The organism is Alteromonas sp. ABD4_190 (genome assembly GCF_056160105.1).
Window position 1 is genome coordinate 3,763,182 of record NZ_JBSWWN010000001.1, and the last position, 21,966, is coordinate 3,785,147.

Consider the following 21,966-nt stretch of genomic DNA (forward strand, 5'->3'; position numbering starts at 1 on the left):
AAGTCTAATGATGTGGGTTTTTGCGACCAAAACCCACTGTAATTTGATGCTTATCACGTTTGAAAATACTTTCATGCGCACAATAAATCATCAACCCAAAATTCAAGGGCGGCGAATTCTAACACCACCTACTACAACATACAATTGCCAACACAGATTAAAATCGAAGAGAGTAAATATAAAATTGGCACAACTAAAATTAAAAACGCGCAAAAGCGCGTTTTTACTTTAATCAAGAAAAGTATAGACAGATTTCCATCCGAGCTATCTACTCTGGTTTCACTATTGGATGTTGAAGTCTTAAGCGTTATCGCTTATTTGGTCAGCACAACCCTGTAATGGGCTTTGCCTTCTCGTAACCGGTCAATAGCGTCATTTACATTATCAAACTTAAAAGTTTCGGTAACGGGTTCAATATTATGCTGGGCTGCGAAATCTAGCATGGTTTTGATGGTTGCTGGGCTACCTACAGGTGAACCTGATACGCTTTTTTGACCACCAATTAAATTAAACGCACCTATATCAAGAGGCTCAAGGGTAGCTCCAACAAAGTGAAGTCGACCCTTCGGCGCCAATGCAGATAGATACAGGTTCCAGTCTAGCTTTACATTAACGGTTGAAATAATCAGGTCGAAGCGACCGCGTGCTTTCTTTATCTCGTTTTCATCACGACTATTAATAGTATCTGATGCACCTAGCTCTAACGCTTCCTTTTGCTTAGATTCGCTTGAAGTAAACGCGACTACTTTACATCCCCACGCGTTTAAAAACTGCAAAGCCAGGTGCCCTAGACCACCAATACCGATAACTCCAACTTCACTCGCTGGGCTAATGCCAAACTGAACAAGAGGGTTGAATACAGTAATGCCGCCGCAAAACAGAGGACCTGCTTTTGTGCTGTCGATTGTATCAGGAAGGGGAATAACTGCACGGGCTTGGGCGCGCACTTTATCTGCAAATCCGCCGTGGCGACCACCGATAGTCATAGTCGCGTCAGCACAAAGATTGTGATCGCCTTCCTCGCAGGTTCTACAGCTATTGCAATAGGCTGAATGCCAACCGAGACCCACACGCTGCCCTACTTTAAGAGAGGTGACATGTTTGCCCACTTGACAAACAGTACCTACCACCTCGTGACCCGGCACAAAAGGGTACTCGGTCATGCCCCATTCATTGTCGAGCATGCTTAAATCACTGTGGCAGATACCACAACTTTCAACATCTATTTCAACGTCATGCGAGGCAAGCTCGCCGGGGTCGTACTGAAACTTTTCCAGCTTTCCGCCTGCTTCTTTAGCTGCATATGCATTAATCATCAATGATCATCCTTTTAAGTCTTGGTATGTACCACTAGCGCGAGAGCAAAAGTTATTCGCTGCTTAAAAACACAAATTATGTAATTTAGATAAATGTGTTATTTGCTACTTATTTCGCGTAAAGCATGATCATTGTGTTTGAAGGTTATCAATAACTTTGCTGGTATCAAGCACCTTAACGCTTGACACTTGAAGTACGGTGCCGAATTGGGTGAAGGTCATCATATCTGGTTTAGGTGTGCCTTCTAATTCAACAACAAGTCCATTCTTTTGATAAGTTTCGTCTAGGCCATGCAACGTATAACGGTCGCCGCTTTCGGCGATAAATGCATAGAAACCGCCTTCTAGGTCTTTGTATATAATGCTGCCTTTCATGGTCACTTCGCCTTTGACATTATCTTCAACTGCTTCAGCCTGTGTAACAGGCTCTGCAACCAATTCTTTAGGCATAGATTCCGTTTTGGTTTCCATTTGCGTTTCTTTATCTACCATTGTGACGTCCTTAGTCTCTTCTTCTGAAGAGCAAGCGATAAGTGTAAGTGCAGAAGTGAATATGAGTGCGAGTTTTAGTCGATTGTTTTTCATTCTTATGTTCCTCTATTAAACAAGAGCAGTGTTTGATGGTTAGCGCTCACTTGAGCCAAGTGTGCAGCAGTGCATAATTTTTGGCTTCTACCGATTAAAGCTTTGCTTAACAGTCTTCCATGGTGTTTAAGTAATTTCTACAAAAAACGCAGAAACCTATACATATTTTTTACATCATTAAACAAATACTTGCAGTCTGTCTATGGGAACAATGTATTTGCTTTTCAAAAACGAGAGGAATTTTCGGAGAAAAGTTTAGGCTTTATCTAATCTATTAAAACCTACCTGCGAAAAGTTTATTAAGTGAACCTAAGCCGCTGTTTAATAGGTATCTGATAATGTTCGCCTTAGGATTTAGCATTGTGGATAGAGTCTCGCTTTTTCTTAACCACTAAGAGTGAAATAGATTTCATAATAGTTTCACACATTTGGCTAAAAAGACGTTTCAAGTCAGTTGGCACAGACCCTGCTTCATAACTATTGACTTATGTAATAACAGCGAGCGGGTTTTATTCATCTAGCCCACAATCGATGTATTACACAGCGAGGGTAACCTCCATAAATTTATGTGGGGATTATCAAAAGCAACGTTTTTAAGGAGAGAAAATGAAGCACTTAACTAAAATTTTTGCAGTATCGAGCTTGGCACTAGCGGCAAGTGCATGCGACGTGAACAAGACTGAAGATGGCGAAATGCCTAATGTTGACGTTGAGTCTGGTGAGCTTCCTGAGTATGAAGTAAAGAAAACCGATGATGGGCAAATGCCAGACGTTGACGTTGAGGGCGGAGAGTTGCCTGAGTATGACGTCGATACGGTAGATGTTGATGTGAGAACAGAGACTAAGGAAGTTGAAGTACCTGTTGTAGACGTAGACATGCCCGAAGACGAAGAAGACGAAATTGATAATTAATCAATACTTCGTATAAAAGAAGCGAGTGAAACAATGCTATTGAAATGCATTGTCTCACTCGCTTTTTAGTGTGAGTTAGTACTCAAACATTGCTGAAATAGACTCTTCGTTGCTAATGCGACGAATGGTTTCAGCAAGCATCTCAGATAAAGTAAGCTGTTTTACTTTTCCGATTTGCTTCATATCCGCACTTAATGGAATTGAGTCAGTAACGATAATCTCGTCGATAACAGACTCTTTAAGGTTGTTTGCAGCGTTACCCGAAAAAATAGCGTGAGTCGCGTAAGCATAAACACGGCGAGCACCATGTGCTTTAAGCGCTTCTGCTGCTTTTGCAAGCGTACCGCCTGTATCAATCATGTCATCAACAATAATGCAGTCTCTGTCTTTAACGTCACCAATAATGTTCATTACCTGAGCCACGTTCGCTTTAGGGCGACGTTTATCGATAATAGCAAGGTCGGTGTCGTTAAGTAGTTTTGCAGTAGCACGTGCACGCACAACACCACCAATGTCAGGAGAGACGACTACAGGGTCGGCAAAGTCACGTCTTACCATGTCAGCAAGAAGGATAGGGGTACCGAATGCGTTATCCACCGGAACATCAAAGAAACCTTGAATCTGTTCGGCGTGTAGGTCGATAGTAAGTACGCGGTCAACACCAACGTTAGACAGGAAGTCAGCTACTACTTTCGCAGTAATTGGCACCCTAGCTGAACGAACACGACGGTCTTGGCGTGCATAACCAAAGTAAGGAATTACTGCTGTAATACGACCAGCTGATGCGCGACGTAGTGCGTCGATCATCACAATAAGTTCCATAAGGTTATCGTTAGTAGGCGCACACGTAGACTGGATAATAAAAACGTCCGAGCCACGGACGTTTTCATGAATTTCTACGCTGATTTCACCGTCACTAAAACGGCCAACTTTGGCATTTCCAAGTTTGGTATAGAGGCGATCGGCAACTTTCTGGGCAAGTTCTGGTACGGCATTACCTGCAAAGAGCTTCATATCTGGCACAAGTGGTTCCTCAGTGCGTTGATAAAAGAGGTTTGGCTGGGGTAGCAGGACTCGAACCTACGAATGGCGGGATCAAAACCCGCTGCCTTACCAACTTGGCTATACCCCAATTTTTAAGTTCTTGTCCGATGTGGCGTACACGCTATTTTTGTTGTTCTAATTTGTCTAATAGTGGTGAGCGATTCACACCTTTTGCGACAAAACTCTGCCAGGCTTCAGGCATTTGAGCCTTAACCTGCTTGGCTAAAGTGTAGTCAGAAAAAGTGGCAAATACGCAAGCACCTGTGCCCGTCATTCGCGACGGTGCGTAGTGTACCAACCACTGTAATAATTTTGCAACTTCAGGATAGCGATTCGCGACTAATTGCTGACAATCATTCCAAGTTTTTTCAAATTTATAGTCTTCCCAACGCATCGCTGGTGTATTTCTGGGTAAATCGGGAGAAGTAAACACTTCAGCCGTACTCACATGCACATTAGGGTTTGCCACAAGATAGTACACTTCTTTTTGAGGTGCGGGCGTTATCTCTTCTCCCACACCTCCTGCAAATGCTGTAAGGCCTCGCACAAAAATAGGTACGTCAGCGCCTAAAGATAACCCAAGTTCAGCCAGTTCATCTTCACTTAGCCCCGTGTTCCATAAATGATTAAGCGCAACTAGGGTTGTTGCTGCATTAGATGAACCGCCCCCAATGCCGCCTCCCATAGGAAGGCGCTTGTCTAGCGAAATAACGGCACCTTTATTACATTCTGTTTTTGTTGCCAGCAGTCGTGCTGCTTTTACAATTAAATTGTCATCGTCTGGTACGCCATCCAGTGGTGTTTCCATGCGAATACTTGTATCGCCTGTGCTTATGTCAAAGGCGAGCGCATCGCCGTAATCCAGCATTTGAAACAGACTTTGAAGCTGGTGATAGCCGTTGTCGTAGCGGCCAAGAATGTGTAAAAACAGGTTTAGTTTGGCAGGGGAAGGCCACCAATCTTTTTGCGTTGATTCAGGTGCGTTCACTACAGAGTCCACTGATAAATTTTAATTTTAAGCTGAGTTTGAGGCATTTCCGGCGTTTCGTTTTGAGTAAGCGTTATGCTGTGAGGCAGCCATACAGATGTGCCATCATCTAGCTCAACACTACCGTAGTTGCCATAAGCGACTTGCCAATTGCGGCAACCTTGGCAATAGCTCTCTAGGGTATTAACCAACCCTTTTTCAGTTAGGGTGAATTTGTCACCGTCTAGCGGTAAACCTTTTACCCAAGACAACAGTGGTTTAACCGGAATTACCATTCCCGTAATCTGATAAATAAGTGGTTCCGGTAGGGCATCAACGTATGTTTCGCCGTCAGCCTCTAATACTGACTGGTTTTTGTTCACGTTTAGATTAACTAGACTTACTCCTAAGAAATTTGTTAATCGAAAATCGAAATCGCCGGAATCGTTTTTCCAGACTAAATTTAGGCTGGCCGCTTCTTTTCCTCGGCGAAAGGCAATTTTTCCTCGCATTTGCCATTGGTGGACTTCAGCCACTTTTTCGAGTTGTGCGGTAAGGTTTACCGCATTTTCTGGGCCTTTCGGAGCGGTCGTACATGCACTTAATAAAAAGCAAACGGCAAACAATAAGGAAAATAAGCGAATCATCAAGGCAACATACCCGTATAAAAATAAGACACATTTAGTTGTGACATTATGGGAACACAGTTTCACCAACACTTTCAATCATTTTGGGTTTTTCGTACAATGCCGCTCCGACGTTGCCAGCACAGATTTTAATGACTTTACTCGCCCTTGGTATTAACCACAAAACAGCTCCAGTAGCACTTCGCGAAAAAGTGGCCTTTACACCAGATTCTCTGGTAGAAGCGCTTGCGAGTTTAAAAAAGCTGAACGGCATAGACGAGTCTGTCATTGTATCGACCTGTAACCGCACCGAACTTTACGTCAACACGCAGGACGATACGGGTCAAAAGCTTCTACAATGGCTAAGTGACTTTCACCACTTAGATGTAGAAGAGATTGCTAGTAACAGCTATGTGCTCGCGCAAGACGAAGCGGTAAAGCATATTATGCGCGTAGCCAGTGGCCTTGATTCACTTATTTTAGGTGAGCCTCAGATACTAGGGCAAGTAAAGCAGGCGTTTGGCGATGCTAAGCATTCGGGAATGGTGAGCAGCGAGTTTGATAAGTTGTTCCAACATACTTTTTCAGTAGCGAAACGCGTTCGCAGTGAAACTGATATCGGGGCAAACGCTGTAAGCGTGGCTTACGCCGCCGTGCAGCTTGCCAAGCATATCTTCGCCGAATTACCTAAGCGTTCTGTGCTTCTAGTAGGTGCTGGTGAAACTATTGAGTTAGTTGCTCAGCATTTGAAAGAGCAGGGGGTAAGCTGTTTAGCCGTAGCAAACAGAACGGTAGCCAGAGCAGAGGCTTTAGCCGAAACGCTAGATGCAAGCGTGTTTACCTTGTCGCAAGTACCAGAGCACTTAAAAGATTTTGATATCGTGATAAGCTCTACCGCTAGCCAACTGCCCTTAATTGGCAAAGGCATGGTGGAAAAAGCGCTTAAACAGCGCAGAAACATGCCTATGTTTTTGGTCGATTTGGCAGTACCGCGAGATATAGAGTCAGAAGTAAACGAGCTAGGGGATGCCTATCTTTACACCGTCGATGACTTACAACATATTGTTCAAAAGAATTTAGAAAACCGCGAGCAAGCTGCAAAAGAAGCGGAAAAGCTTATCGACAAGCAAGCTGGCGACTATATGACATGGAAACAGTCGCAGCAATCCATAGATTTAGTAAGACAGTATCGCCAGAAAGGCATGGCGCAGCGTGACGATATTGTGGAAAAAGCCAAAGCGCAATTAGCGGAAGGTAAAAATGCCGAAGCGGTATTAGAAGAAATGGCGTATAAACTAACCAATACGCTGTTGCATTCAACAACCCTCGCGTTACGCGAAGCTGCCATGCACGATGACCCGGCGTTAAGCCGTTGGATGGGACAGGCATTAGATTTATCTGATTTTTCGTCAGACAATAATAAATAAGGTAATAAGAAGCATATGAAAGAGTCGGTAGTTAGGAAACTCGAACACTTAGTCGAGCGTTTCGAAGAAGTTCAGGCGTTACTCGGTGACCCTGATGTTATCGGCGACCAAGAGAAGTTTCGCAACTTGTCAAAAGAGTTCAGTCAGCTAGAAGATGTCGTTACTGGCTTTAATGCATACCAGCAAGCGCAAGAAAACTTAAGTTCAGCACAGGAAATGCTGAACGAAGACGATGCTGAAATGCGTGAAATGGCACAAGAAGAGATGAAAGAAGCTAAGGCAGAAATTGAGCGCCTTGAAACTGAGCTTCAGGTGTTACTTCTGCCAAAAGATCCTAACGATGACAACAACTGCTTCTTAGAAATTCGCGCAGGGGCCGGTGGTGACGAAGCGGCAATATTTGCAGGCGATTTATTCCGTATGTATAGCCGTTACGCAGAAAGCCGCGGTTGGCGTGTTGAGTTGGTGAATGCCAACGAAAGTGAACATGGCGGCTATAAAGAGGTGGTTGCTAACGTTAGTGGTGATGGCGTTTATGGTGTGCTCAAGTTCGAGTCGGGCGGTCACCGCGTACAGCGTGTACCAGAAACCGAATCACAGGGTCGTATTCACACCTCTGCATGTACTGTTGCAGTATTGCCTGAAATCCCTGAGTCTGAAGCTATCGAAATCAACCCGGCTGAGCTTCGTATCGATACCTTCCGTGCATCGGGCGCAGGTGGTCAGCACGTTAACAAAACTGACTCTGCTATTCGTATTACTCACTTGCCAACAGGCTTGGTTGTAGAGTGTCAGGACGAACGTTCACAGCACAAAAACCGTGCTAAAGCTATGTCAGTACTTCAAGCGCGTTTAAACCAAATTGAAGAAGAAAAGCGCGCGGCTGAAGAAGCTTCTACCCGTAAGAGCTTAGTCGGTAGTGGTGACCGTTCAGAGCGTATTCGCACTTACAACTTCCCGCAAGGTCGCGTTACTGATCACCGTATCAACCTAACTATCTATCGTTTAGATGAAGTAATAGAAGGGGATCTAAAACAGCTCGTCGATCCGATTTTGCAAGAACATCAGGCTGACTTGTTAGCCTCGCTTTCTGACGAGTAAATTCGTCTTGCAGCAAAAATAGCGTTAAAAAAGATAATGCGAATAGATGACGCCCTAGCATGGGCGGTTGAACAACTAGAGGGTGGTGAGTCACCCTCTGTTGATGCCAAAGTTATGCTGGCAAATATTCTAGGTAAGTCTCAAACCTATTTGTTCACATGGCCAGATAAAAGCCTGGATGACACTGAGCAGACCCAGTTTGCAGCTGCAGTGGCAAAAAGAAGGCGGGGTGAGCCTGTTGCTTATATTATCGGCAAGCGCGATTTCTGGACCTTATCACTATTTACCTCACCGGATACTTTAATACCGCGCCCTGATACTGAAGTGCTGGTTGAGCAAGTGCTTAACTGGGCCAATGAACATCTAGCTCATCCTCTATCAATCTGCGACTTAGGAACAGGCACGGGCGCTATTGCTCTGGCGTTAGCAAGCGAATTACCTGAAGCGTCAGTTACTGGTGTGGACTTCCAGCAGGGAGCGGTAAAACTTGCTACTCGCAATGCACAAGCTAACAACTTAACCAATGCCCGCTTTGTGCAAAGTGATTGGTTTAGCGCACTGGCAGGTCAAACCTTCGACATTATTGTTTCAAACCCACCTTATATCGAAGAAGCCAGCCCATATCTTGACGAAGGCGATGTGCGTTTTGAACCGAAAACAGCCTTAACCTCGGGTCACGATGGCTTGGACGATATAAAACACATCATCAAGAATGCGCCTGAATATCTCAATAAAGGGGCTTTGTTAGCCTTCGAACACGGTTTTGACCAAGGGCCGGCAGTTAACGCTTTGCTCGCAGACGCGGGATTTGCGAACGTCAAAACCGTTAAGGACTACGGCGACAACGACCGTGTAACGCTAGGGCAGTGGCAGTAGGTCGAAACCACCTAAAAAATCAAACAACCTGTAGTACCGATTTTTAGTTGCAAACTTGCTTATATTTAGTTTTGCATTAGTATTTATCTAGCATCAAAGAAGACTAAAAAGCGCCAATTTAAACAATCTCTTACAGGACAGGACGTACCAGATGAACGATGACTTTCTTTTCGCAGAAGACGACGATGAAAATGAAGTGGATGATCTGGGTAGCTGGAAAGTACTTATCGTTGATGATGAACCTGAAGTGCACGCCGTTACCAAGTTGGCGCTAAATGACTTTAGCTTAAATGGTAAAACATTAGAGTTCGTAAGTGCCTATAGCGGTGAGGAAGCCAAATCTATTTTTAAAACCCATGACGATATAGCAGTTGTGTTGCTCGATGTAGTCATGGAAACCGATGATGCCGGCCTTCAAGTGGCAGACTACATTCGCAACGAACTCGATAATCACTTCACTCGCATTATTTTACGCACCGGTCAACCCGGCCAAGCGCCAGAAAAAGATGTCATCATTAACTACGACATCAATGACTATAAATCTAAAACCGAACTAACTGCACAAAAACTATTCACTGTTATTATTGCTGCTCTGCGCTCTTATCGCGATATTATTGTTATAGAAGAAAACAGGCGCGGTCTTGAAAAGATCATTGATGCATCTGTTGATTTGTTTTCTTCACGTTCTCTCGAAAAATTCATGCAGGGCATCATTCAACAGCTTGCATCTATTTTGGGCTGTTCAAAGGACGCTGCTTATATTACTACTGCGGTAGCAACTACATCGCGCACTATTAATACCAGCAACAACACGCTGGGTGACGACGAATTATATGTTTTTGCTGGTAATGGCGAATATGCCAGTAAAGAAGGTGTACCACTAAAAGATGCGATTAGTGCAGAAGAATATGCACTATGTGCACAGGCAATGCGCGATAAACAGATTGTATATGCAGAAGATCACGTGGTGGCTTACTGCAACAGCAAAACGCACGACGGTGCACTGTTGTATTTGTCGGGCTTGCCCAGAAGAATTGGTGATAATGATCGCCATCTGGTAAAGCGCTTTTCAGACAGTGTTCAACTGGCTTTTGACAATGTTCTTAAAACCGTTGATGTTGAAGCGACGCAAAAGGAAATTATTGAGCGCTTAGGTCGAGCATTAGAGCATGAATCAAATGCGTCAAATAACCTCACAAGAATGGTTGAAATGGCGCAACTGTTGGCGGAAAAGGTCGGGCTAGACGAGCAAGATACTCACGCACTGCGTCTTGCCATACCACTCCATGATATTGGTACGTCTATAGTGCCAAAGTCTATTTTGCACAAAACGACACCGTTAACTGAAGAAGAAGTGTTTAAAATACGTCAGCACGCTGAATTTGGGTATCAAATTTTGCGAGATTCAAGCCGGCCCACAATTCAGCTTGCAGCAATGTTAGCGAAGCAACACCACGAGCGCTGGGATGGGAAAGGGTATCCCGATGGGCTTAAAGGCGAAGAAATTGATATAAAAAGCCGTATCGCGACCTTGGTTGATGTATTTGATGCGCTATTAAACGCACGGCCTTATAAGCCAGCATGGACAGTTGACAAGGTTGAGACGGTATTAAAAGAGGAAAGTGGTAAGCACTTTGACCCGAATTTAGTCCAGTGTTTGCTAAACGACCTTCCAGCCTTTCTAGCAATACAAGCTCAATATCCTGATGCAAAGTAATAACGCGTTGCCCCGTTATTTACGATGGGTTATGCGTTACAATAAGGTTTTATGCGCTAAAAAAGTTGAAAGAAAACAGGTGCTCAAAGGCACCTGTTTTTTTTGAATTCAAAGCCAGTATATTTAGGTTATTGAACTTCATTTTGCTACAGCACAGCGAAAAAGACGTTGAGTTGTTAAACTTGCTAGTTAGCTCATGTGCTAAAGTAGCTAGAAGCTGCCTTAATATCTAATAAGAATAGGAAAATACTATGTACATGATGGCAAAACACCTTCATTTAACCGCCGTTGGCTTAAGCATTTTATTCTTTGTCTTTCGGTTTATTTGGAGCCAATTCGACGCAACAGCACTCAGCAAAAAATGGGTTAAAATTCTCCCTCATATCATTGATACCGTGCTGTTGGCCAGTGCAATCTGGCTATGCTTCATTTTATCTCAATATCCTTTGGTTAATGCCTGGCTTACATTCAAAGTTATCGGTGTAGTGTTGTACATCGTGTTTGGATTATTTGCATTGAAAAAAGCCAAAACCGCGTTAGGCAAATGGAGCTTTTTCGTTGCAGCACTTGTTGTGCTTATGGCAACGGCCATGGTTGCTGTAACCAAACAACCTCTTTTTTAAGATTTAATTGGAAATAAATAATGTCTGAATCTAAACAGATTATTAATGTAGGTAACGTCGAGGTTGCCAATCACTTGCCGTTCGTTCTGTTCGGCGGCATGAACGTACTAGAGTCTCGCGAACTTGCTATGCGTATTGCTGAGCACTATGTTGAAGTAACGCAAAAGCTTAATATTCCGTACGTTTTCAAAGCGTCATTTGATAAAGCGAACCGTTCATCGGTGACTTCTTACCGTGGGCCTGGCATGGAAGAAGGGCTGCGTATTTTTGAAGAAATTAAGTCGACCTTTAACGTTCCACTTATCACAGATGTACACGAACCCTATCAAGCGGCACCTGTCGCCGAAGTGGTTGACGTTATTCAGTTACCTGCCTTTTTAGCACGCCAAACCGACCTTGTTGTTGCAATGGCAAAAACAGGTGCCGTAATTAACGTAAAGAAACCTCAGTTCTTAGCACCACATGAAATGCGCCATATTATTGGAAAGCTAGGTGAAGCAGGTAACGACAACGTTATTCTATGCGAGCGCGGCAGTTGCTTTGGCTACAACAACTTAGTTGTAGATATGTTAGGTATGGACGCTATGAAAGAATACGCTCCGGTAATATTTGATGCGACTCACGCACTTCAAATGCCTGGTGGCCGTGCTACGTCTGCAGACGGTCGTAGAGCGCAAGCGGCACAGCTAGCAAGAAGTGGTATGGCGTTAGGTTTAGCAGGCTTATTCATTGAAGCACACCCTAACCCTGATGAAGCTTTGTGTGACGGCCCTTGTGCATTACCGTTGGCTAAATTAGAGCCTTATTTACAGCAGATGAAAGCATTAGACGAGTTAGTGAAAGGTTTTGACGCGTTAGATACAAGCAATACCTAAGCATGTATTGATGGCGTATGCCGGTGCTAGCACCGGCATGCGTATCAGGTGTGTGAGTTGCTTATTCCGCTTCAGAAACGTTTACGCGCTCTTCACCTTTTGCCATTGCTAATAAGTTTTTGTGAAGCTGAACTTGGATCTCTTCAGCTAAAATCGCCTTTGATTGCTTTTTAACAACAATGTGAGCATCGTTTTCTGGCAATACTTCAGCCATTTTTACGCTTGTCATTGCAGTATTGATTAACGATTGTAGATTGATCTTTTCTGGTTGTGCGTTAGCATTTGCAGCAGCACTTGCGAAAGCCATTACAGAAACGCTAGCTAAAAGTAATTTTTTCATTTTCACACCTAATAAAAATAATTAAAAATTTGTTGATGAATGTTAAAATGATTAACATTTAATCATCATAATGTACTGAAATTAAATACTCTTTCTTAATTTCGGGTAAATTATAGTCAGCTGGTGGTGAAAAATAAAACGAGTAAAAGTATGGGTTGTCATTAGAAAAACTAATGAATTTGTCATGCTTCGGTCACACTGGATTCAAAACAAACTATGCATCGACGTTTACCCCCTCTTAATGCCTTAAAGTCGTTTGAAGCGGCCGCGCGCCATTTGAGCTTTACCAAGGCAGCTGATGAACTGTTTGTTACTCAAGCAGCGGTGAGTCATCAAATAAAAGCGCTTGAAGATTTCTTATCCATGAAGTTATTTCTTCGAAGAAATAGAACTTTGCTTCTTACCGAAGAAGGGCAGGCGTATTTCTTGGAGTTAAAAGATATCTTCAAAAACTTACAAGACGCGACAGAAAGGCTACTTGCGAAGGGCAGTAAAGGTGCTATCACGGTAGCTATGCCACCGAGTTTCGCTAGCCAATGGTTGGTACCCCGTATTCATAAATTTAGTTTGGCCCATCCAGATATTGACGTACGCATAAAAGCCGTAGATTTCGACGAAGGTTTCTTAGAAGACGATGTGGACGTTGCCATATATTACGGTAAAGGCCGCTGGGCAGGGCTACAGGCTGATCAGCTGCACCGAGAGTTTTTAACGCCGCTATGTTCACCTATGCTTTTTCAAGGACCTAAGCCTCTTTCTAGTTTGTCTGACTTACGACACCACGTGTTGCTTCACGACTTAAGCCGTACTGCGTGGAAAAATTGGTTGAAGCACGTGGGTGTAATTGGCGTAAATGTTAACCAAGGCCCGGTGTTCAGTCACTCCATGCTAGTTTTACAGGCAGCGGCACTTGGTCAAGGCATTGCCTTGGGTAACACAGTACTCGCTAGGCCAGAAATTGAAGCGGGAAGGCTAGTTATGCCGTTTGAAGAACGGGTAGAGAGTCGCGATGCGTTTTATCTAGTATGTGAAGAGTCACAGGCTGAATTAGGAAAGATTGCAGCATTTAGAGACTGGATCTTAGCGCTGGTTGAAGCTGAGCAAGAGGATTTGTTGTAGTATGGCTAAATTAAAAGAAAGTAATACGCAAACCAATACACAAACGTGTGCAAATGACGTTGTTTTCGATATGGAAGTGCACGATGCCAAATCACCCGTTGCATGCTTAATACTTGGGCACGGCGCTGGTGCGGGTAAAGAGCATGAGTTCATGCAAGACATGGCAAACGAACTTGTTGCTCAAAACATATCTACGGTGCTCTTCAATTTCCCTTATATGCAAACCATTAAAGCTACTGGTAAGCGCAGACCTCCTGATAAGGCCGACAAACTCATGTCACACTTTACTGCGGTAATTGAAACCTGCAGTAAAGATAACAGTGTCCTGCATAACTTACCTGTGTTCATCGGCGGAAAATCTATGGGCGGGCGAATGGCCACCATGGTGTATGAAGGTATAAGTAACGTAAAAGGCGCAATAGCGCTGGGCTACCCATTTCACCCCCCGGGTAAGCCGGAGAAAACCCGCACAGAACACTTGCTAACAGCAGCGAAACCTCTGCTTATTATCCAGGGGGAAAGAGATACTTTTGGTACTAGAAATGAGATTGAAAGTGGTGAAAAGAACTACGCGCTACCATCAACTATTGAGTGCGTATTTTTAGAAGACGGTGACCACAGCTTCAAACCAAGAAAGGCCAGTGGTAAAACCCAACAAGAGCATATTGTTAAAGCTGCTGAATTAACTGCGGCGTTCATAACCCGCAATCTGTCTAGTTGATATTCAAAACAACATTTGAAATGAAAGCGAACGATTAAATTAATGAGTAACGAAAAACTTAAGCCTACTAGCCTTGCTAAACCTTATCTTGTCATTGGAGTGGCGCTTGCAGGCTTAGCGGTTGTGCTAGGCGCGTTTGGCGCACATGGTTTAAAAAGTATATTAAGTGCACAGCAACTCAATACATTTGAAATAGGTGTGCGCTACCAAATGTATCACGCGTTAGCTTTGATACTATTGCCCGCTCTGTCTGCTTATGTCTCATCGAAGTGGGTTAATCGCGCGGCGTTTTGTTTTGTTACCGGTACGGTATTGTTTAGTGGAAGTTTATATGCGCTCGCCATCAGCGGTATTAAATGGTTTGGTCCAGTTACCCCATTGGGCGGTCTATTCTTTATCACTGGGTGGACTTTATTAATGATTGGTTTGCTTGTGGGACGATATAAAGAGAACGAAAGCGCACAGCAAAACTTATCTAATTTAGACCGGACAAATGCTAAACACATGGCGCAAGCCGAAATAACGGACAAAAACAAAGGAGCAGGTAATGTCTAATGCTAGTATTTTAGGCTATTGCCGGCCGGGGTATGAAAATGACACGGCGAATGAGCTCACGTCGAGATACGGTGAAGCTCAGTGCTACGGTTATCCTGTGTCAAAGAAAAATAGTGGCTTTGTGCACTACCATTTATACGATGCTTCGCAATTAGAGCAAACCATTACTCAGTTTACTGTTCACGACAGCATCTTTCCTCGCCAGTTAGTGGCCGTTTTTGCCACGTTAACTGAAGTGGAAAAAGAAGATAGAGTGGGGCAGGTACTTGAAGCACTAAAAGAAGTAGAAAAGCCGTTCTCTATATTTGGTGCCATCGACGTGGAGTACCCTGATACCGAAGATGGGAAAACCCTCGCTAAGTTTTGCCGTAAATTTACCGTACCTCTTCGCCAAGCGTTAAGGAAGGCGGGGTGGCTCACTGCAAAAGAAAATTTAGGTAAACCTAAGCTGCATATTTTCTTTGAGTCATTTGAAATTTGTCATATTGGCTATACATTACCTAGCCACGCAAGTCGTGATCACTTGGGTATCTGCCGATTGAAATTTCCTAGTGATGCGCCTAGCCGGTCTACGCTTAAACTCGAAGATGCACTTGTAAACATGCTGAGTGCCACTCAGCAAACAAAAGTACTTCGAAGCGGTGGTCGTGCGGTTGACTTAGGGGCGTGCCCTGGCGGCTGGACCTATCAATTGGTGAAGCGCGGCATGTATGTGGAAGCTATCGATAATGGACTGGTTGCCGATAGTTTAATGAGTACCGGGTTGGTTGAACATCACGCAGCAGACGGGTTTACTTATCGACCACAATTTGGTCGCGTCGATCTGCTTGTCTGTGATATGATAGAGCAACCCGATAGAGTAGCGAAATTGATGGGGGATTGGCTGGTCAAGCACTGGGCGACCCACGCCATTTTTAACTTAAAGCTACCTATGAAACAACGCTATGAAACTGTAGTCGAAGCCATGGCGTTGCTAAATAGCCGTTTAAATGCCTTAGATGATGCATTCGCGGTTAAGGTTAGGCATCTCTACCACGACAGAGATGAAGTTACAGTAACAATTGTTCGCACTTCAGCTGATGAGGTGTGATTTTGTTATTTTTCAAAAAAGTGTCATAACATATTAAGTTATTGATACTTATAGAAAAGAATTGATGCTGGCGCGGATTTTGACAAGCGAATTTAAGGTTTATGCTAAAAAAGGTGTAAATCTGGTATAGAAATCCTTTATAATCCAGCCGTTTTTTTACTCTGAACCAATGAAAGTGAACTAATGTCAGACTTATCTTTATACAGAAACATTGGTATTTTCGCCCACGTAGACGCGGGTAAAACTACCACAACAGAACGTATCTTGAAGCTTACTGGTAAAATCCATAAAACTGGTGAGGTTCACGATGGTGAATCAACAACTGACTTCATGGAGCAGGAAGCTGAGCGTGGTATTACCATCCAGTCAGCGGCAACAACCTGTTTCTGGAAAGATCATCGCATGAACATCATCGATACTCCGGGACACGTTGACTTTACAGTTGAAGTATATCGTTCACTTAAAGTACTAGACGGCGGTATCGGTGTATTCTGTGGTTCTGGCGGTGTTGAGCCTCAGTCAGAAACTAACTGGCGTTATGCTAACGAATCTGGCGTTGCACGCTGTATTTTCGTTAACAAACTAGACCGTATGGGTGCAGACTTCTACCGTGTTGTTGGCCAAGTTAAGAAAGTACTTGCTGCTAACCCACTAGTAATGACACTTCCAATCGGTATCGAAGACGAGTTTAAAGGTGTTGTAAACCTTCTAGACATGAAAGCATATATCTGGGACGACTCAGGCCTTCCTGAGAACTACGAAGTAGTAGATATCCCAGAAGATATGGTTGAGAAAGCTAACGAATACCGTGAGCAACTAATCGAAACTGCTGTTGAGCAAGACGACGACCTAATGATGGCTTACATGGATGGCGAAGAGCCGTCTCTAGAAGACATCAAGCGTTGTATCCGTAAGGGTACTCGTGACCTAGCGTTCTTCCCAACATACTGTGGTTCTGCATTTAAGAACAAAGGTATTCAGCTAGTTCTTGACGCAGTTATCGACTTCCTACCTTCTCCAACAGAAGTAGACCCACAGCCTCTTACAGATGAAGAGACTGGTGAGCCTACTGGCGAAGTTGCAACAGTATCTGTTGACGAGCCATTCCGTGCGCTTGCGTTCAAAATCATGGACGACCGCTTCGGTGCCCTTACGTTTATCCGTATCTACTCTGGTAAACTAAACAAAGGCGACACTATTCTTAACAGTGCAACTGGTAAGACTGAGCGTATCGGCCGTATGGTTGAGATGCACGCTGACGAACGTACTGAACTTACTTCTGCACAAGCTGGTGATATCCTAGCTGTTGTTGGTATGAAGAATGTTCAAACTGGTCACACACTATGTGATCCGAAGAACCCTTGTACACTAGAGCCAATGATCTTCCCTGAGCCAGTAATCTCGATTGCTGTTAAGCCAAAAGACAAAGGCGCTAACGAAAAGATGTCTATCGCTATCGGTAAACTAGTAGCAGAAGATCCATCTTTCCAAGTTGAAACTGACGAAGATTCAGGCGAAACCATCCTTAAAGGTATGGGTGAGCTTCACCTTGATATCAAAGTAGACATCTTGAAGCGTACTTACGGCGTTGAGCTAGAAGTTGGTCAGCCACAGGTTGCATACCGTGAAACTATCACGCTACCTGTTGAAGACAGCTACACGCACAAGAAGCAGTCTGGTGGTTCTGGTCAGTTCGGTAAGATTGATTACCGCATCAAGCCAGGCGAAACTAACTCTGGCTTCAAGTTCACATCTACTGTTGTTGGCGGTAACGTACCTAAAGAATTCTTCCCTGCAATCGAAAAAGGTTTCGCAGGTATGATGGAAGTAGGTCCTCTAGCTGGTTACCCAGTACTAGACGTTGAAGTTGAGCTATACGACGGTGGTTTCCACGCAGTTGACTCATCAGCAATCGCGTTCGAAATTGCAGCTAAAGGTGCATTCCGTCAGTCAATGCCAAAAGCAGGTCCTCAAATTCTTGAGCCTGTGATGAAAGTTGACGTATTCAGCCCAGAAGACAATGTTGGTGACGTAATCGGTGACCTTAACCGTCGTCGTGGTATGATCAAAGACCAAGAAGCTGGCGCTACTGGCGTTCGCATCAAGGCTGACGTACCTCTATCTGAGATGTTTGGTTACATCGGTCACCTACGTACTATTACATCTGGTCGTGGTCAGTTCTCTATGGAATTCAGCCACTACTCAGCATGTCCTCAGAACGTAGCTGACAAAGTAATTGAAGAAGCGAAAGCACGTAAAGCTGCTAAGTAATTAGCCTTTGCGAACGTTAGCTGGCTTGTGCTAGCTAACGCTTCAAGAAATACAAAAAGCCGGTCATTCGACCGGCTTTTTTTATGCCAACAGCGCAGGGCTCTAGTAAATGGCTTTAGTACATTTTGTACGGCAAAAACTTCCCAGACATAACTACGCTAACGCGGTCGCCTTTAGGATCGTTCTCACGCTGTAAATCCATCGAAAAATCAATGGCACTCATGATGCCATCGCCAAACTCTTCATGAATAAGTTCTTTTAAGGTAGTGCCATATACATTTACGAGTTCATACCAGCGATAAATAAGCGGGTCGGTAGGTACTTCTGTGGGTAATGAGCCTTTGTAAGGTACGATTTGAAGCCACGCAATCGCTTCGTCGGTAAGCCCAAGTAATTCGCCTACCGCTTCTGCTTGTTGTTTTGTCATGGCCATCTGACCTAAACAGGCTGCGGTACTCCATTCTTTTGACTGGCCAACAACTTCAGCTATCTGACTCCACTTTATGCCTTTTAGAATTTTGGCTGATTGGATCATGTCGGTAACTTGTGTTCTTGATGTAATCATTAGTAGTTCCTCAACGGGTTAATTAAATAAAATGAGCGTTATTAGGTTGCTAAAAATAAGGACCAGTATTAGTGTTTTGTAGACAAAAAGTGGATGGCGTTTTACTAAGGGCTGATACGTTGTGTGCTCTGAAGGATTAGGGTAGCGCAGCGAGTAAATAAACTCTGAAAGCGAAGAGTAGCGTTTGTCAGGGTTTATGTGTAAAGCACGTTTTAGCGCACTATCAACCCAAGAAGGTATTGGACGTTTAGGATCTAACGCCGTCTCATATTTTAGTTTTTTCTGTTCAGCAAAAGTGCGACAGTGGGCAAGCTTAGTGTGGTAGGGATAACGACCACATAAAAGGTAGTAAGTGAGTACGGCTAAGGAAAATAAATCTGAGCGCTCGCTGCCTACGTTTCCTAAAAAGTATTCTGGTGCAGCAAAGAGTGCTGCGCCAGGAATAGGCGAATCACTATAAAGGCTAGGGGCATTTTTTAGGGCTGCTGACCCGAGGTCGATAAGGGTACAATGACCGTGTTCGCTGATGATAATATTGTCGGGGCGTATATCCCTGTGAAGAATGCCCTGGCGATGCATTGCCTGTAATCCATTGCTGACCTGCTCAACAATATTCCTAACTTGCTCTAATGAAGGTGTAGGGTTATCAATAGACCACTGTGCCAAGGTCTGCCCTTGCACATAGCTACTCACGCTGTAAAAGGCTGTGGGTGTGTTTTGATAACCCAACTCCGTAAAAGTGGGGCTTTTTACAATATGGGGTGAGTCGACCCGCCTTAAAAACCAATTCTCTATTAGAAAACCGTTTAACATTTCCTGTGATTGAGAAAAGTCAGTGGCTGGTGTTTTTACAACCACAGTATCATTTGGGTTTGCAACGGATGAACTGCGTCGCGAGGCGATAAACACATGGCTTCGCGCAGAGGTATAGAGCTGTCGCTCTAATTTAAAGCCATCTATTTCATCACCAGTTTTAAGTTCGGCAAACGCTAACTCGCCGGTAGTCTTTGGTGGTAATTTACCATCGTTATAGCCGACTGCATTAGATACGCCGTGACAGTTGCTATCTATATCTGCAACAGCCGAGATCAAGCTTTGTTCACCATCAATATCACCACTACCATTAACGTCACCGAACTCGACTTTTATAAGTAGAAGGGTGAGGTTATCGTCGCTTCCATTGTTAAACGCCTCGTGTACAACTAATGCAGCTTGGTTTTCAGATAGCGTATTGGCATTATTTATTTTATTGAGTATGCTCGGCAGCGCGACGAATTCATAAACGCCGTCGGTACTTATCGCAATGGTACTTGGTGAGGTTATAGTTAATGCAGTATGGTCAATATCGATGTTTGCTTTCACGCCCAACGCATTAGCAAGGTAAGTTTGCGAAGGTTCACTATCTGATGCTTGTCGGTGAGCACGCGTCAGCAAAATAGGGTCTTTAGCGTCGCTTGTAACAACCTGAATTTGGCTATCTCCAACGTGAAATACGTCTAGGTGATTACCAGTTACGATTGCTACCGAAAGTGTGCACACATAGCCTTTTTCTGGGGTGTAGCAAAAAGCGCTTTTCTGCGTTCGGGTATAAAGTAGTGCATTAATTTCTTTGATAATGGTTTCGGCACGGGTTTTAACCGTCCATTGTTCAGGCGCTATGCTAAACAGCTTAATAAACTGACGGGTAGCAAAATCGCTGGCAACCTGGCTTACCGTGCTACTGCTGACACCGTCAGCAACCACAAAAATACTACTTTGAGTTAGCTCATTAGAAGACACATGGTAGGTGTAAGCATCTTGGTTTATGTCTTTAACGCCAGGTGTTGAAAAAGCACTTACTGAAAGTGTGCAAGGTAGCGAGTAGTTCGATGTTTGTAGCGCTGCTTGCTTATTCATATTCAATGGCTTGTTACCTTGTTACCTTGTTACCTTGTTACCTTGTTACCTTGTTACCTTGTTACCTGGACATTGGGCTATCGACTTACTTTAAAATAGGAAAGAATGTTGCCATCACGACTTAATATAAAGCTTCATGTCGTGATGGCGGTTTAGATAAATAGCTTGATTAGATAGGTAGCGTTTGAGATGCCGCTGCTTTATCAACAGGGATTGTACGTTTTGGCAATGTCTTCACATGGGTGGTATAAAGCGTAAGGCCGGTAAATGCTAAGCCGCCTACCAAGTTGCCTAATGCTGTTGGAATTTCATTCCAGATGAAGTAATCCATAACAGAGAAATCACCGCCCATGATAAGACCAAATGGGAAAAGGAACATATTTACCACAGAGTGTTCAAAACCCATGAAGAAGAACAGCATGATGGGCATCCACATAGCCAACACCTTACCGCTTACGTGGGTTGAGATCATCGCTCCTACAACACCTAGTGACACCATCCAGTTACATAGCATGCCGCGGATGAAAATGGTGAACCAGCCGGCTGCGCCATGCTCTGCATAGCCTAACGTTCGGGCTTCGCCAATACTGGCAACCTTGGTCGCAATCGCGCCGCCATCTACGTTGTATCCCATGGTAAAAATAAACGACATCATAAAGGCAACGGTCAGAGCACCGCCGAAGTTACCTAAAAAGACTAAGCCCCAGTTTCTCAATATCTGTTTTGGCGTAACCCCTGGGCGCTGAGCAAGCCATGCTAGCGGCGTTAATACAAACACGCCGGTTAAAAGGTCGAAACCCATAAGGTAAAGCATACAAAAGCCAACTGGGAAGAGCACGGCCCCTAGCAGGAAAATGCCAGTTTGAACGGCTATGGTAATTGCAAAAACGGCAGCGAGTGCCAAAATTGCACCTGCCATATAAGCGCGTATTAGAGTATCTCGTGTAGACATATAAATCTTCGCTTCACCTGCATCTACCATTTTGGTCGCAAACTCAGCGGGGAGAAGATAAGCCATGGTTTCACCTCACGTTGTCGTTATTAATAAGTTGCCAGTTGTGTTCCGAAAGTTAGCCATCTACATGCGCTCTTGCAGATCAAAAAAAGGCGTCCGCAGCACTCTCGTTAGAGAGAACTGGGGACGCCTTTGTCCAAAAATTGTGCATTGTAGTAGCTATCTGATGTAATTTTTTAAAACGCTATGTATGTGTACGCCTTTGTACACTAAAGTTCTTAAGCAATAATTCATAGCAGCCATCGCTTCGAACTTTTACTATCTATGGTTTTAAAACAACAAAAGAGTAGCCAAAAAAGTGCCAACAGATGAAAAATTAACAATG

At 44.0% G+C, this 21,966-nt stretch carries 21 protein-coding genes and 1 tRNA gene; 12 read left to right on the top strand and 10 right to left on the bottom strand.

From position 1 onward, the window contains the following. Positions 1–314: 314 nt before the first annotated feature. Positions 315–1,316, bottom strand: a complete 1,002-nt coding sequence (ahr, locus tag ACXAFM_RS16475) for an NADPH-dependent aldehyde reductase Ahr (protein WP_474835330.1) — start codon at positions 1,314–1,316, stop codon at positions 315–317. A 129-nt stretch (positions 1,317–1,445) separates the two neighbouring features. Continuing rightward, positions 1,446–1,901: a ribose-phosphate pyrophosphokinase gene (locus tag ACXAFM_RS16480; protein ID WP_474835332.1), complete on the bottom strand. Its 456-nt coding sequence runs from the start codon at positions 1,899–1,901 to the stop codon at positions 1,446–1,448. Positions 1,902–2,507: 606 nt separating this feature from the next. On the opposite strand from ACXAFM_RS16480, the gene ACXAFM_RS16485 reads away from it, so the two are divergent. Further along, positions 2,508–2,813: a hypothetical protein gene (locus ACXAFM_RS16485; protein ID WP_474835334.1), complete on the top strand. Its 306-nt coding sequence runs from the start codon at positions 2,508–2,510 to the stop codon at positions 2,811–2,813. 75 nt (positions 2,814–2,888) lie between these two features. On the opposite strand, the gene ACXAFM_RS16490 is transcribed toward ACXAFM_RS16485, so the two are convergent. From ACXAFM_RS16490 to lolB, 4 genes are all read right to left on the bottom strand, one after another. Next, positions 2,889–3,836, bottom strand: coding sequence for a ribose-phosphate pyrophosphokinase (locus tag ACXAFM_RS16490; RefSeq protein ID WP_012517998.1), 948 nt, complete (start codon positions 3,834–3,836; stop codon positions 2,889–2,891). A gap of 33 nt (positions 3,837–3,869) precedes the next feature. Further along, positions 3,870–3,945, bottom strand: a tRNA-Gln gene (locus ACXAFM_RS16495). A 33-nt stretch (positions 3,946–3,978) separates the two neighbouring features. Continuing rightward, positions 3,979–4,845 (bottom strand): 4-(cytidine 5'-diphospho)-2-C-methyl-D-erythritol kinase, encoded by an 867-nt coding sequence (gene ispE / locus ACXAFM_RS16500; RefSeq protein ID WP_474830961.1) that lies wholly within the window; start codon positions 4,843–4,845, stop codon positions 3,979–3,981. After that, on the bottom strand, positions 4,845–5,471 hold the full coding sequence (gene lolB, locus ACXAFM_RS16505) for a lipoprotein insertase outer membrane protein LolB (RefSeq protein ID WP_474835567.1): 627 nt from the start codon (positions 5,469–5,471) through the stop codon (positions 4,845–4,847). Before lolB ends, ispE begins: the two co-directional genes overlap by 1 nt. A gap of 131 nt (positions 5,472–5,602) precedes the next feature. Between lolB and hemA the strand changes: the two genes are divergently transcribed. The 6 genes from hemA to kdsA all read left to right on the top strand — a co-directional run bounded on the left by hemA (position 5,603) and on the right by kdsA (position 12,069). Continuing rightward, entirely contained in the window at positions 5,603–6,877 is a 1,275-nt protein-coding gene (hemA, locus tag ACXAFM_RS16510) for a glutamyl-tRNA reductase (RefSeq protein WP_474830965.1), read from the top strand. A 15-nt stretch (positions 6,878–6,892) separates the two neighbouring features. Then, entirely contained in the window at positions 6,893–7,978 is a 1,086-nt protein-coding gene (gene prfA, locus ACXAFM_RS16515; RefSeq protein WP_474835336.1) for a peptide chain release factor 1, read from the top strand. 36 nt (positions 7,979–8,014) lie between these two features. Beyond that, a complete protein-coding gene (prmC, locus tag ACXAFM_RS16520; protein ID WP_474835338.1) occupies positions 8,015–8,854 on the top strand; it encodes a peptide chain release factor N(5)-glutamine methyltransferase in 840 nt (279 codons plus the stop codon). A 151-nt stretch (positions 8,855–9,005) separates the two neighbouring features. Further along, complete coding sequence (locus ACXAFM_RS16525; RefSeq protein ID WP_474835340.1) at positions 9,006–10,571, top strand: DUF3369 domain-containing protein; 1,566 nt, start codon at positions 9,006–9,008, stop codon at positions 10,569–10,571. A 257-nt stretch (positions 10,572–10,828) separates the two neighbouring features. Further along, a complete protein-coding gene (locus ACXAFM_RS16530; RefSeq protein ID WP_474830973.1) occupies positions 10,829–11,194 on the top strand; it encodes a SirB2 family protein in 366 nt (121 codons plus the stop codon). 20 nt (positions 11,195–11,214) lie between these two features. Beyond that, positions 11,215–12,069 carry a 3-deoxy-8-phosphooctulonate synthase gene (gene kdsA, locus ACXAFM_RS16535; protein WP_474835342.1) on the top strand — a complete coding sequence of 285 codons (855 nt, stop codon included), beginning with the start codon at positions 11,215–11,217 and terminating at the stop codon, positions 12,067–12,069. A 61-nt stretch (positions 12,070–12,130) separates the two neighbouring features. On the opposite strand, the gene ACXAFM_RS16540 is transcribed toward kdsA, so the two are convergent. Next, positions 12,131–12,409, bottom strand: coding sequence for a hypothetical protein (locus ACXAFM_RS16540; protein ID WP_136781123.1), 279 nt, complete (start codon positions 12,407–12,409; stop codon positions 12,131–12,133). Positions 12,410–12,625: 216 nt separating this feature from the next. On the opposite strand from ACXAFM_RS16540, the gene ACXAFM_RS16545 reads away from it, so the two are divergent. The 5 genes from ACXAFM_RS16545 to fusA all read left to right on the top strand — a co-directional run bounded on the left by ACXAFM_RS16545 (position 12,626) and on the right by fusA (position 18,165). Then, on the top strand, positions 12,626–13,528 hold the full coding sequence (locus ACXAFM_RS16545) for a transcriptional regulator GcvA (protein ID WP_474830978.1): 903 nt from the start codon (positions 12,626–12,628) through the stop codon (positions 13,526–13,528). Between the two features lie 70 nt (positions 13,529–13,598). Further along, entirely contained in the window at positions 13,599–14,249 is a 651-nt protein-coding gene (locus tag ACXAFM_RS16550) for an alpha/beta family hydrolase (RefSeq protein WP_474835568.1), read from the top strand. A 42-nt stretch (positions 14,250–14,291) separates the two neighbouring features. Beyond that, complete coding sequence (locus tag ACXAFM_RS16555; RefSeq protein ID WP_474835344.1) at positions 14,292–14,804, top strand: DUF423 domain-containing protein; 513 nt, start codon at positions 14,292–14,294, stop codon at positions 14,802–14,804. After that, positions 14,797–15,894 (top strand): 23S rRNA (cytidine(2498)-2'-O)-methyltransferase RlmM, encoded by a 1,098-nt coding sequence (gene rlmM, locus ACXAFM_RS16560; RefSeq protein ID WP_474830982.1) that lies wholly within the window; start codon positions 14,797–14,799, stop codon positions 15,892–15,894. Before ACXAFM_RS16555 ends, rlmM begins: the two co-directional genes overlap by 8 nt. Positions 15,895–16,077: 183 nt before the next feature. Continuing rightward, complete coding sequence (fusA, locus tag ACXAFM_RS16565) at positions 16,078–18,165, top strand: elongation factor G (protein WP_474830984.1); 2,088 nt, start codon at positions 16,078–16,080, stop codon at positions 18,163–18,165. Between the two features lie 115 nt (positions 18,166–18,280). Here the strand turns inward: fusA and cynS are convergent, their stop codons facing one another. The 3 genes from cynS to ACXAFM_RS16580 all read right to left on the bottom strand — a co-directional run bounded on the left by cynS (position 18,281) and on the right by ACXAFM_RS16580 (position 21,644). Continuing rightward, positions 18,281–18,730 carry a cyanase gene (cynS, locus tag ACXAFM_RS16570; protein ID WP_474830986.1) on the bottom strand — a complete coding sequence of 150 codons (450 nt, stop codon included), beginning with the start codon at positions 18,728–18,730 and terminating at the stop codon, positions 18,281–18,283. A gap of 18 nt (positions 18,731–18,748) precedes the next feature. Then, positions 18,749–20,626, bottom strand: coding sequence for a bifunctional protein-serine/threonine kinase/phosphatase (locus ACXAFM_RS16575; RefSeq protein ID WP_474835346.1), 1,878 nt, complete (start codon positions 20,624–20,626; stop codon positions 18,749–18,751). Between the two features lie 169 nt (positions 20,627–20,795). Then, a complete protein-coding gene (locus tag ACXAFM_RS16580) occupies positions 20,796–21,644 on the bottom strand; it encodes a formate/nitrite transporter family protein (protein ID WP_179982984.1) in 849 nt (282 codons plus the stop codon). Positions 21,645–21,966 lie beyond the last annotated feature (322 nt).